Source organism: Shimia fortis (assembly GCF_040225985.1).
Classification (GTDB): domain Bacteria; phylum Pseudomonadota; class Alphaproteobacteria; order Rhodobacterales; family Rhodobacteraceae; genus Shimia.
The window spans coordinates 175,192-187,549 of the sequence record NZ_JBBPEU010000007.1 but is presented as its reverse complement, the minus strand read 5'-3'; the positions used below and the strand labels follow the sequence as shown (position 1 = coordinate 187,549).

8 protein-coding genes and 1 tRNA gene are annotated in these 12,358 nt (G+C 59.0%); 8 read left to right on the top strand and 1 reads right to left on the bottom strand.

What is annotated here, in order from left to right:
• Position 1: 1 nt before the first annotated feature.
• Positions 2 to 1,183, bottom strand: coding sequence for a lipid-transfer protein (locus WNE31_RS12485; protein ID WP_349980124.1), 1,182 nt, complete (start codon positions 1,181 to 1,183; stop codon positions 2 to 4).
• A 98-nt stretch (positions 1,184 to 1,281) separates the two neighbouring features.
• Between WNE31_RS12485 and WNE31_RS12480 the strand changes: the two genes are divergently transcribed.
• The 8 genes from WNE31_RS12480 to WNE31_RS12445 all read left to right on the top strand — a co-directional run bounded on the left by WNE31_RS12480 (position 1,282) and on the right by WNE31_RS12445 (position 12,355).
• On the top strand, positions 1,282 to 2,193 hold the full coding sequence (locus WNE31_RS12480) for a LysR family transcriptional regulator (protein ID WP_349980123.1): 912 nt from the start codon (positions 1,282 to 1,284) through the stop codon (positions 2,191 to 2,193).
• A 62-nt stretch (positions 2,194 to 2,255) separates the two neighbouring features.
• A complete protein-coding gene (locus tag WNE31_RS12475; protein WP_349980122.1) occupies positions 2,256 to 3,257 on the top strand; it encodes a GlxA family transcriptional regulator in 1,002 nt (333 codons plus the stop codon).
• Between the two features lie 84 nt (positions 3,258 to 3,341).
• Positions 3,342 to 3,418, top strand: a tRNA-Met gene (locus WNE31_RS12470).
• Positions 3,419 to 3,540: 122 nt separating this feature from the next.
• On the top strand, positions 3,541 to 4,146 hold the full coding sequence (locus WNE31_RS12465) for a hypothetical protein (protein WP_349980121.1): 606 nt from the start codon (positions 3,541 to 3,543) through the stop codon (positions 4,144 to 4,146).
• Between the two features lie 131 nt (positions 4,147 to 4,277).
• A complete protein-coding gene (locus WNE31_RS12460; RefSeq protein WP_349980120.1) occupies positions 4,278 to 7,130 on the top strand; it encodes a nidogen-like domain-containing protein in 2,853 nt (950 codons plus the stop codon).
• Positions 7,131 to 7,279: 149 nt separating this feature from the next.
• Positions 7,280 to 8,938 carry an ABC transporter ATP-binding protein/permease gene (locus WNE31_RS12455; protein WP_349980119.1) on the top strand — a complete coding sequence of 553 codons (1,659 nt, stop codon included), beginning with the start codon at positions 7,280 to 7,282 and terminating at the stop codon, positions 8,936 to 8,938.
• Entirely contained in the window at positions 8,935 to 10,581 is a 1,647-nt protein-coding gene (locus WNE31_RS12450) for an amino acid ABC transporter ATP-binding/permease protein (protein WP_349980117.1), read from the top strand. The genes WNE31_RS12455 and WNE31_RS12450 overlap by 4 nt, the downstream gene beginning before the upstream one ends.
• Before the next feature lie 175 nt (positions 10,582 to 10,756).
• A complete protein-coding gene (locus tag WNE31_RS12445) occupies positions 10,757 to 12,355 on the top strand; it encodes a cytochrome ubiquinol oxidase subunit I (RefSeq protein WP_349980116.1) in 1,599 nt (532 codons plus the stop codon).
• Positions 12,356 to 12,358: the final 3 nt, after the last annotated feature.

Genomic DNA, 12,358 nt, shown 5'->3' with positions numbered 1-12,358 from the left:
GTCAGGCCGCCTGATACAGTGTCACGACACAGGCGCCGCCCAGCCCGAGATTGTGTTGCAACGCAGTCTTGGCCCCTTCGACTTGCCGCGCCTCGGCCGTACCACGAAGCTGGTGAGTCAGTTCATAGCATTGGGCAAGACCGGTCGCGCCAAGCGGGTGGCCCTTGCTGAGCAAACCGCCCGAGGGGTTGGTGACGAATTTGCCGCCATAGGTGTTGTCGCCATCGGCGATGAATTTCTGCGCACCACCTTCGGGACACAGCCCCAGACCTTCATAGGTAATCAACTCGTTTTGGGCAAAGCAATCGTGCAGTTCGACCACATCCACATCCTCGATCCCGATGCCGGACTGTTCCTGCACCTGTTTCGCGGCGGCGGCGGTCATGTCATAGCCGACCACCTGCATCATGTCGTGGGCATCAAAGGTCGAGGCATAGTCGGTCGTCATCGCCTGTGCCTTGATCGACACGGTGGTGTCGATGTTGTGTTTCTTGGCAAAGTCTTCTGAGCACAGGATTGCCGCTGCACCGCCGCAGGTGGGGGGGCAAGCCATGAGGCGGGTCATCACGCCGTCCCACATCATCGGAGCGTCCATGACCTGATCCTCGCTCACTTCGGTGTTGAACAGCGCGAGCGGGTTGTTCACCGCGTGGCGGCTGGCCTTAGCACGGATCTTGGCAAAATCGCGCAGCTCGGTGCCGTATTTCGCCATGTGCGATTTGCCTGCCCCGCCGAAATAGCGCAGCGCCAGCGGCACCTGTCCGTTGCCGACAAGTGCGTCGGTCTCGGCGTCGAAATCGTCAAACGGGGTGGGGCGGTCTGTCCAGTGGCTGGTCAGTGCGCCGGGCTGCATCTGTTCAAACCCCACGGCCAGAACGCAATCGGCGACGCCATGTTCAATGGCCTGGCGCGCAAGGAACAGCGCGGTCGAGCCAGTCGAGCAGTTGTTGTTCACATTGACCACCGGAATGCCCGTCATGCCAACGTGATACAGAGCCTTTTGCCCGCAGGTGCTGTCGCCATAGACATAGCCGGCATAGGCCTGCTGCACGTCGCCATAGCTGAGGCCCGCATCGACCAGTGCTTCGCGCACGGCGGCGGCGCCCATCTGGTCATAGCTGTCGGATGCGCCGGGCTTGGCAAATTTGATCATGCCGACGCCGGCAATAATGGTCTTGGTCATGGTATCCTCCCCGAATCCCTGAATTGCTTGAATTATGTGGTTGACGTGAGGCATCTTTCAAATTCAAATTTGTCGGCAGATATTCTTCTGAGGAATGTATGAACCTGTCCAAACTGCGCTATGTCGTAACCGTCGATCGGGAAGGATCGATTTCAGGGGCGGCCAAGGTGTTGAACATCACGCAGTCCGCCGTGACCAAGGCGGTCGCGGATGTGGAGTCGGACCTTGGGTTTTCTCTGTTTGACCGGCGTGCGCGCGGGGTCGCCGCCACCGCCGAAGGGCGCGCCTTCATTGACCGCGCCTCACGGATTCTGTCGGACATGGACCAACTGGTCACGGATGCGCAAACCGGGCGTGAATCCCGTGACCGCGTGTTACGGATCGGGATTGCGCCACCCTCTCTTGAAGGGCTGATGAACAGGGCGGTGCGCCACCTTGTCCTGACCCGCCCCGAGGTACGGGTTCAGTTGCGGGGTACCCCGTTCGAGGCCGGGCTGCAACTGTTGCGGCAGGGGGACCTGGACACCTTCATAGCACCGCTCAACACTTTGTTGGGGATGTCGGGGTTTATCACAGAACACCTGCCGCCTTTGCGCGCCTCGCTCTTTGCGCGCAAGGGACATCCTTTGACCGGTCGTAGGCTGACCCCCCGTGAAATCGCGCAATATCCGATCATCTCGCCCGATATCAGCGGGCCGCACGTTACACCGATCATCGGGATTTTGGACTATCTCGAAGGCGATCCATCCCGCAGTCTGCATATCCTTGAAAACTTTCCTATGGCGTCAGGCATCATCGAACGTTCGGATTCTGTAGGTGTGGTGATTGATACCTATGTACAAAGCCAGACTTTCCGCAGCCGGTTCGAAGTTCTGGACTATGACATGGGAGATCCGTTGCCGATGGTTTTGGCCTATCGGGCGAATATGCAGCCCTCGCGCGCCATGTCGTGGTTGCGGGCGGCGCTTAAGGCGCACCCGCCAACGGCGGCAGGGGGCAGCACCCTGTGATCTGCTTGCAGATGACCCGACGTCATTGCTAAGCTGTTTCATCTGGTCAAATGAGTACGTAAATGAACAACGGATTGATTCCAAAGGGCGTCGCCCATGTGGAACTGGACACATCTCCAGAGCCGGAACACTTTGTTTTTCTTCTGTTGCCCAAGATGTCGATGCTGGCCTTCAGCGCGGCGATCGAACCTTTAAGAATGGCAAATCAGTTGACGGGCAAGGTTCTATATCGCTGGACTACCCTGTCTCAGGACGGCGACAGCGTTCGTGCGTCCAACGGCATCGAAATTGGTGTGGATGGCGCCATGGGTGAAACACGGCCCGGCAGCTATGTCTTTGTCTGTTCCGGCGTGGAACCCGAGAAACAAACCAGCAAGGCGGCGGCGGACTGGATCCGTTACCAGTGGCGCACGGGGCGCGTGGTCGGGGGGCTTTGCACGGGGGCCTATACCCTAGCGCGTGCCGGTATCCTTGGGGGCAAGAAATTCACGCTTCACTGGGAAAACCAGCTGCCGTTCCGGGAGAGCTATCCCGAGTTAGACGTGCAGGAACAGCTTTATGCCATCGACGACCGCATCATGACATGTGGGGGTGGGGCCGCAGCGACCGACCTTTTCCTCAAACTGATCTATGAACGCCACGGACCGCTCCTGTCGCAGGCAGTGCTCAACATGTGTCTGCATTTCGTACACCGGTCAGAGGCCGACAGTCAGACCTCGTCAAAATCCGCGTCGCTGGGTATCCGTAACAAAAAGCTTTTGCAGATCATCACCATCTTTGACGAAGAGATTGAACAGCAGGTTGAGCTGGATGAAGTGGCGGATCGTGTCGGCGTATCGCGACGCCAGATGGAGCGCCTTTTCTCGCACCATATCGGGCGGACGCCCAAGCGGTATCTCATGGACCTGCGTTTGCAGCGGGCCCGTGCCTTGATGGCCGAAACCGACCTGCCGGTCTCGGAAGTGGCCTTTGCCTGCGGCTTTGAATCGACATCCCATTTTTCCAAACGGTTCCGAGAACGGTTCGGCGTGTCACCCTATTCGTTTTCGATTGCAACCAGCTAGGGCGCGGGATCGCACAAAATCTGAAAAAGAGTAACTTTCTCTCTTGACCCCGATGCGCGACTCTTCTAAATCGCAGCGCACCGTGGCGGTATAGCTCAGTTGGTTAGAGCAGCGGAATCATAATCCGCGTGTCCGGGGTTCAAGTCCCTGTACCGCCACCACTTCTCCTCTTGCGAATGACATCTAGGCCCGCAGGCGCGACCATGCCGATCGGCGGGAATGCATGTGGACATCCCTGCAGGCAGGACGTTTACTATGGCATGACAGTGTAAGGGCATGTGTCATGAAATCAGTTTTTCAAATAAGCAGGGCGGCGGTTTACGCCTCAGTGACCGTGGCATCAATGATTGCTGTCACGAGCGAAGGAGTTTGGGCTATGGGGACATCAGCAGACACAGGGCACAAGGACATTAAGGTTTCCTCTGATCTGGAAGGCTTTGTTGCCCAAGGTGACACCGATCCCCTGCCGGCCGGATATGTGCGGGTCTATACGACGGCCGATATTCAGGCCGTGAGCGGCTTGCCCAAGCCGGTTCAGGATCAGGCGGCACTGATCGGGAAACTGGTCGACATCGCGGTGCATGACGGCATCCATGACATCACCGGTGCGGCCTCGCAGGCCGGTGTGACACCTGCGGGTCTGGACCGCGCGGCCTATCCGGAATCCGGAAAGCGGTCACAGTCAAACCGCATCCTTTCCATTGGCGACGATACGGGCGTGCGCGGCTTTTTTGTGGCGCGTATTGCTGAGGATCAGCCTGATCAAGCTGTACCCGGTGTGCTGCATTGCGTTGAGAAGGCATCGGCGGTTTCTTACCGATTGAGCTACCTGCAAGCGGCCCAACCTTCTGATTTGATTCAAATCAAAGCAAAAATATGCAATAAGTAGAACGTGATCTCGTATGATCGCAGTGGCCTAGGCGCTCTTGCGCCGGGCGTCGGAGATTCGGTTGAAGTCGGATTTCTATGTTCAAAGTAATATCTTTCACACTGCAAACGATTTTCTAAGGGGGAGAACCAATGGCCAATACTCAAAACGAAAGTGCCATTTCCAATACCATCCCGGCGACTGGTCGAACGATATTGGCGGACATCACGCATAGCACGGTTTGGGCAGATGGAACGCTTCAGTATTATCTCGGAAACGGAGATGTACTGGCTTGGGATACAGAGTTCAGGGATGCGTATTTAGGGACGCCAACCACTTACTACAGCGGCACACCTGACGCTACATACGCATACGAAGCGGCAACCGTGCGCGCGTTCCAGGTGATTGACTCGGTGATCTCGACCGATTTTTCGCGAGTCACAAATGCTGCTACGGCGCAAACAACAGCCGATCTCGTCTATGTGTCTTCGGCAAACAACGATGAGAACCTTGAAGGATTCCATCAGTTCCCGGGGTCGTCGACACGGGGCACGAACGATTATTGGGGCTTCAGCACCTTTACCAGTGACAACGCTTACCAGAACACACCGCCCGCAATGGCGGGCGACGGGGAATACATCCACTGGACCATTATTCACGAAATCGGACACGGTCTTGGGATTTACCACCCGTTTGATGGCGGCGGCACTTTGCCAAGCATCGGAGCGGCAATGGACAATGAACGCTATACCGTCATGTCCTATACCGGCGCCACCAGTGCCAACGCTTATGGTCATGCCGTGACCATGATGGCCTTGGACATCGCGGCCCTTCAGGAACAATATGGCGCCGAAACTTATGCCGCTGGCAACTCGACCTACACGCTGTTTGATGCGGGTGGATCGGCCCTCCGGCTGAACGAAGGCGACATGCACATCGGCCGTGCCTATGCCACCATCTGGGACTCAGGCGGCACCGATACGATCGACTATGGCAGCACGGCAAATTCGGTTCTGATCAACCTCAATGATGCGACGCTGGACCGGTCTCAGGTTGCGGCTGATGCCGCACCCGCGATCACGGCCTTGCAGCACACCGATTTCTATTCGAGCCTGTCGACCAGCCTGCGCACGGAAAACATCAATGATGACTATCATGCCGGTGGGTTCTTCTCGCGCGTACTCATCGAGAACAACGGCAGCTATACCGGTTTGGATGGTGGGTTTGCGATTGCCTATGGCGCGCAGATTGAAAACGCGACCGGTGGCCAGAATGAAGACCTTCTGATCGGGAACGAACTGGCCAACACGCTGACCGGGAACGACGGTAACGACGTCCTGATCGGGGGCGGTGGCAATGACACGCTGGAAGGTGGCGAAGGCTGCGATATCGCGGGCTTCTCGGGCGCTCGTGCGGAATACACGATCACCGACAACGAAGACGGGACCATTACCGTGGCCCACAACAGCGGCGGTGTGGATGGCACAGATACCCTGCGTGATGTCGAACAGGCCCAGTTCAGCGATGAACTGACCAGCCTTGGTGACGAAGGCGCGCTTGAGTTCACGCCGGTGACTGACAGCAGCTTTGTGGCCTTTGGTGCAAACGTTCTGTATCGCAACGATGACGGGTACCAGTCCAACGTCGACATTTCGTCCATCTTCCAAGACGGGATCACCGTTGGCGACACCACATATACGACGATTTCGGTCAACACGAACGGCAACGTCACCTTCGGTGGCGGGCTGAGCACATATACGCCTTCCCGCATAGAAGGATCGGGTCGTCAGATCGTAGCGCCTTACTGGGCCGACGTTGATACCCGAAACCCGTCAGAGGGCACCAACCCGGGGAATGTATACTGGGATTTCAATACTGACCGAGATTCCTTTATCGTGACGTGGGAAGATGTGGGGTACTTCAGCCGCCATATTGACCGCCTCAGCAGCTTCCAACTGGAAATGCTGGATCGCGGATGCGGCAATGTCGAAATCATCTTCCGCTATGAAAACATCAACTGGACAGCCGGGGACGCTTCGGGTGGTGAGGGGGGGCTGGGCGGTGTGACGTCCCGTGCAGGCTTCTCGCTTGGCGACACCTATTTCGAACTGCCCGCTTCTGGCAACGAAGCCGCGATGCTGAACCTCGAGTCGATCCCGGGCAACCTTAGCATCCCGGGTGTGTGGCAGTTCATCGTGTCTGGCGGATTTGTTCAGGGTGTCGGCGGTGAAGAGGATGACGATATCCCCGGCACAGACGGCGACGACAACGTCCTTGCCGGGCAGGGCAACGACACGGTCCGTGCCGGTGCTGGTAATGACACCGTTCTGGGTGGCCAAGGCAACGACAGCATCGACGGTGGCGAAGGCGACGACCGGCTTGACGGCGGCAGCGGCATCGACACCATCATTGGCGGTCCGGGCAACGACACCATCGCGGATGGTGGCACCGATGACGACCTGTTTGACGTGATCTTCGGCGGTGACGGCGACGATGACATTGACGGCGGCTTCGGCAACGACTCGATCCGCGGTGATGCGGGCAATGACATCATTGCCGGTGGCTTTGGGGAAGACACCGTGATCGGTGGTGAAGGCAACGACACCCTCACGGGATCGGCCTATTCCGACTTGATCTTCGGTGGGCCCGGCGATGACTTTATCAACGGCGGATGGGGTCATGACCGTGTGAATGGCGGGGACGGTGCCGACCGTTTCTTCCATATCGGCATCATCCACCACGGCTCTGACTGGATTCAGGACTATGACGCCTCCGAAGGGGACGTCCTTGTCTTCGGGAACACCTCGGCCACTCGCAGCCAGTTCCAGGTCAACTATGCCCATACCACTGCACCTGATGGTGAACGGTCCGGTGATGACAACCTGGAAGAGGCCTTTGTGATTTATCGTCCGACCGGACAGATCATGTGGGCGCTTGTTGATGGTGGCGGACAATCTGAAATCAACCTTCAAATTGCTGGGCAGGTTTACGACCTGCTGGCCTGAGCCAAACCCCGAGAACTTGCGCTGGCCCCGGTACACACCGGGGCCTTTGCATTTCGGGATCGGCGCATTTGTCGCGCGTGCGGCCCCTTACATTCGGATGCGAAGGTAATATTCAAAGATTTGGATCAATCAGATCGACGCGCGAAACGATGAAACGAACCAAACCCCAGAAATCTGCGACTCTGCGGCGGATTGATGCTGCAGCAGGGCCGGGTCTGCGCCGGGCATCCGGTTTGTTGGTGCTTGCATCGCTGATGTGGCCGGTCCAGGCCGCAGCGGCGGCACTGCTGATCCAGAGTTGGGTGAACGGCCAGCTCAATGCGGCGGGCATTTCCATTGCCGTATTCGTTCTGGGCGGGTTGCTACGCGCGTTTTTGGAACAGCGCGCCGGGGGTGTTCTGTTTGATCTGGCGGACGAAATCGTGTCGGGGGAACGGCACCAGATTCTTGCGCGCGAGGTGCGCCGCGACGTGCAGGTGACGACGTCGGCCGAGCTTGCCGCCCTGATATCACAGAAACTGCCCATGCTGGTGCCTTACCTGACCCGCTACAAACCCGCGATGGCGCGGGTCCGGTTCGTGCCGCTGGTTCTTCTGGGCATCAGTTTCTGGTTTAGCTGGGCCGTCGGGCTGATCTTTCTGGTCGCTGGACCGTTGATCCCGGTGTTCATGGCCCTGATCGGGATCGCCGCCAAAGATGCCAGTGATCGTCAGATGGTCGAGGTGGGCGATATGAACCGCCTGCTTATGGATCGCCTGTCCGCCTTGGGGGATATCCGGCTTCTGGATGCGACCGAGCAGGCCGAAAAAGACTTTGCCGACCGTGCCGAAGGTTTGCGCAGCCGCACGATGGCCGTGTTGCGCATTGCATTCCTGTCGTCCACCGTGCTCGAATTGTTCGCCGCCATCGGCGTGGCCATGGTGGCGGTTTTTGTGGGGTTTTCGCTGTTGGGCGAGATCACATTTGGTGTATGGGACAGCGGGCTTTCCTTGGCCGAGGGTGTGTTTCTACTGCTGATCGCGCCCGAGTTCTTTCAGCCCCTTCGGGATATGGCGGCCGCATGGCATGACAGGGCCGGCGCGATGTCTGTGATGGACGAGATGGACAAGCTGGAAACTATCCGAAGCCAGCAGATTCCCGGACAGGGGGCGCAAGTCGCCGCGCTTGACGGGCCTGCCAACATCACGAGTGAGCGGACCGTCGTGCTGCGCGGGACAACTCCGGTCGCTTTGCCTGATCTCGCGGTTTCGCCGGGCGAGGCCGTGGCTCTGGTCGGCGACAGCGGCGCGGGCAAGACCACGTGCCTTTTGGGGTTGGCGGGGCTGGTGCCGCTTGAAAGCGGGCATGTGACCGTGGCAGGCACCAATTTGACCGAGGACACAGCAGATGCATGGCGTCGCCGCGTGGCCTTCATTCCACAGCTCGTTCATCTACCGGATTGCCCCTTGCGCGATTTCCTTGATCCTGACGGGACTGGCCGTGATCTTGCTGAAGCTCTGGCCGCGGCGCGGGCGGATGCCGTGGTGGCGTCGCTCCCTGAGGGGCTTGAGACGCGGCTTGGCGAAACAGGGGCTGGAGTGTCCGGCGGCGAGGCCCGCCGACTTTTGGTGGCGAGGGCGATCTTCCGGGGGGCTGATGTCATCCTTGCCGACGAACCTACGGCAGACCTCGACCCTGACACGACGCAGCAGCTGGTTGAGGTCTTCCTGAGGTTGGCGCGGCAGGGCGCGGTTGTCGTCATTGCGACCCACGATCCTGCGGTCGTACAGCATATGGACCGCACGATCACCGTGGAGGGCCACGCATGACCTCTCTTTGGCGCGCGTTCCGCTTGATATGGGGGGCTGCCCCTGCCGCGATGTGGCGGGGTGCATTGATGGCCGTGGCCGTGCTGTTGATGGGCGCGGCGCTGTTGGGCTTGTCGGGCTGGTTCATTACCGCGACGGGGCTTGCTGGGCTGGCTGGGATCGGCATCGCCTTTGATGTGTTTCGCCCCAGCGCCGGGGTGCGTTTCCTGGCGCTTGGCCGTGCAGGCGCGCGGTATGGCGAGCGGATCTTCACCCATGATGCCACCTTGCGGGCGCTGTCGGCCTTGCGCATCAGCCTGATGCGGCGCCTGTCACGCCTGTCTTTGCCGGAAATGCAACGGTTGCGTGGCCCTATGGCCCTGACGCGCATCACGGCAGATGTGGATGCGCTTGACGGGATTGTCCTGCGGGTCGGGTTGCCGATTGCAGCGGGACTGATCACTCATGTCGTCGTGTTCCTTGTGCTCTGGGCGCTGGTCGGGGGCTTGGTCGCGGCGACAATCGCTGTCGGCTACATTCTGGGCGGTGGCCTCATTCTCATGCGCCTGGCGCGCAAGACCTACGCCCCCTCTCGACAGGCCGAACGCGCCAGTCAGCTTTTGCGGCGCGTTACCATTGGCTTGATGCGCGGACGTACGGACTTGTTCCTGCAGGGGCAGGTTCAGGCCAAACTCGACCAGTTGCGCGGCGTGGACGACTCGATGCGCGCGGCAATGCGCGATCTCGACAGGGTCGAACGGCGGGCTGGTTTCGCGTTGGCGTCCTTGGGCACGTTGGTGGCTTCGGCGGCGCTTGCCCTCGGGGCGTACCTTGTCCACGAAGGCATGCTTGATCCCGCCTTTGGCGCGATCGGCTTTTTCGTGGCGCTGGCCCTGACCGAAACCCTTTTGCCATTGCGTCGGGGCCTGTCTGAAATTGGCCGAATCCGCGATGCGGCCGAACGGATTTTGCGCCATGAAGAGCAGGGCACCGGCCCCGCCCGCGTGGGCGGGCACGCATCCGAAGGCGGCATTCATGTCGAGAACCTGAGTTTCCGGCGCGGCGACGCCGCACGCCCGTTGATCAAAGGGTTTTCCATGACTGTGGGGCAGGGGGAAACTGTTGCCGTGATTGGCCCCAGCGGGTCGGGGAAATCGACGCTGCTGGCGCTTCTTGCCGGAACCGAACCCGACTATGCTGGCAGCATATCGCTGGCAGGCCAGGATTTGCGTGCCTTTGGAGAGCGGGAATTGCGGTCGGTTCTGACCCTGTTGACGCAACGCAGCGCCCTTGTGTCTGGCAGTGTCTTTGAAAATCTCGCTTTGGCGAAGTCTGATCTTACCGCCGAACAGGCCCGAGAGGTGCTGGAAGTCGTCTGCCTGTCGCAGGTGGTCGATCGCATGGGCGGGCTGGACAGCGCGCTTGGCGAGGGCGGCGCTGGTCTTTCGGGGGGTGAAACGCGCCGACTTGTTCTGGCGCGCGCCTTGTTGCGGCATCCTCGTCTGTTGTTGCTGGACGAACCTACAGAAGGGCTTGATGCCCCGACCGCCCGTCAGGTGTTGTCAAATATCCGGGCCTACCTGCCAGAGGCCGCGATTCTGATGGCCTCGCATCGCAGAGCCGAAATCGACAGCGCTGACAGGGTCATTTCGATCTCCGAGTAAGGTTTCACGGGGGAACCGGGCAGAGTGCACGGTTCCGAACTGCGCCCGCAATTAAATGTACATTGAAAATGTATTTTTTGACCTGAATCAATAACAGAGCAAGGATTCAGGCGTATGGCTCCTTTAAAGATGAATCTTTGGTGTATCTTTCGCCAATTGTTTTGGAGAATTCGAAATGGAGCTGGATATTGTCGAGCTGTCGCGCCTGCAATTTGCGATGACAGCCATGTATCACTTCCTCTTCGTGCCGTTGACCTTGGGTCTGTCGATCCTCGTCGCGATCATGGAGACGGTTTATGTCATGACCAACCGCCCGATCTGGCGGCAAATGACCAAATTCTGGGGAACCCTGTTCGGCATCAACTTTGTGCTTGGGGTCGCAACCGGGATCACGATGGAATTCCAGTTCGGGATGAACTGGTCTTACTACAGCCACTATGTCGGAGACATCTTCGGCGCGCCCTTGGCAATCGAGGGGTTGATGGCCTTCTTCCTTGAAGCCACTTTTGTGGGCTTGTTCTTTTTTGGATGGGACAAGCTGAGCAAGGTGGCCCACCTTGTCGTCGCGTGGCTTGTGGCCTTGGGGTCGAATTTCTCGGCGCTCTGGATCCTGATCGCCAATGGTTGGATGCAGCACCCGGTCGGGGCCGAATTTAATCCCCAAACCATGCGCATGGAAATGACCAACTTCTTTGACGTCGTGTTCAACGAAGTAGCGCAGGCCAAATTCGTACACACCGTTTCGGCGGGCTATGTGACTGCTTCTGTGTTCGTTCTCGGGGTCTCTGCTTGGTACCTCCTGAAAGGGCGCCACATCGAATTGGCGCGCCGCTCGATTGCGGTGGCGTCGGCCTTTGGTCTGGCCTCGGCCTTTTCGGTAGTCCTTCTGGGCGATGAATCTGGCTATGCCGCGACCCACAGCCAAAAGATGAAACTCGCTGCGATCGAGGCCATGTGGCACACCGAACCGGCACCGGCATCTTTCACTCTGGTCGGGTTCCCGGATGATCTTGCGCGTGAAACCCATTATGCCGTCCATCTGCCCTGGGCGATGGGGTTGATCGGAACTCGGTCCCTGACCGAAGAGGTTCCGGGCATTGCCGAACTGGTCGAGAATGCCGAGGCACGCATCAAGACCGGTCTCATTGCTTATGACGCCCTGATGGACATTCAGGCCCTGAAAGGCGCGCCGATCCCGGACGAGCTTCAGGCACGGTTTGAAGAACACAGCGCGGATCTTGGCTTTGCCTTCCTGTTGAAACGCTATGTCGATGACCCGCGCGACGCGACCGAGAAACAGATCGCGATTGCCGCAAATGACACGGTGCCGACAGTCTGGCCCTTGTTCTGGGCATTCCGCCTGATGGTGGCGCTTGGCTTCGGGTTCATCCTGTCCATGGCTTACTTCTTCTATCTGGCCTCGTTCAAGGGCATGCAGTTCCCGCGCTGGTCGCTGCGCCTTGCGGTGATCATGATCCCCGCCCCCTGGATCGCAGCCGAGCTTGGCTGGTTCGTGGCCGAATTCGGACGCCAGCCCTGGACGGTGGACGGTGTTCTGCCCACGGCGCTTTCGGTCAGTCATCTGAGTGTGGCAGACCTTCTGATTACGCTGGCCGGTTTTGTCGCCTTCTACACCGTTCTTTTCATCATCGAGATGAGCCTCATGGTCAAATACATCCGCAAAGGTCCGTATATGGACGTGGAAGAGACCGAGGTTTGGACCCAACGCCATGTGGCGCGGCTGTCTGATGCTGCTGCCACCCCTGCGGAGTAAGTG

Bases quoted from the DNA above. Each gene is read 5' to 3' on its own strand.
- WNE31_RS12485 (WP_349980124.1), bottom strand. From the start codon at position 1,183: ATGACCAAGACCATTATTGCCGGCGTCGGCATGATCAAATTTGCCAAG.
- WNE31_RS12480 (WP_349980123.1), top strand. From the start codon at position 1,282: ATGAACCTGTCCAAACTGCGCTATGTCGTAACCGTCGATCGGGAAGGA.
- WNE31_RS12475 (WP_349980122.1), top strand. From the start codon at position 2,256: ATGAACAACGGATTGATTCCAAAGGGCGTCGCCCATGTGGAACTGGAC.
- WNE31_RS12465 (WP_349980121.1), top strand. From the start codon at position 3,541: ATGAAATCAGTTTTTCAAATAAGCAGGGCGGCGGTTTACGCCTCAGTG.
- WNE31_RS12460 (WP_349980120.1), top strand. From the start codon at position 4,278: ATGGCCAATACTCAAAACGAAAGTGCCATTTCCAATACCATCCCGGCG.
- WNE31_RS12455 (WP_349980119.1), top strand. From the start codon at position 7,280: ATGAAACGAACCAAACCCCAGAAATCTGCGACTCTGCGGCGGATTGAT.
- WNE31_RS12450 (WP_349980117.1), top strand. From the start codon at position 8,935: ATGACCTCTCTTTGGCGCGCGTTCCGCTTGATATGGGGGGCTGCCCCT.
- WNE31_RS12445 (WP_349980116.1), top strand. From the start codon at position 10,757: ATGGAGCTGGATATTGTCGAGCTGTCGCGCCTGCAATTTGCGATGACA.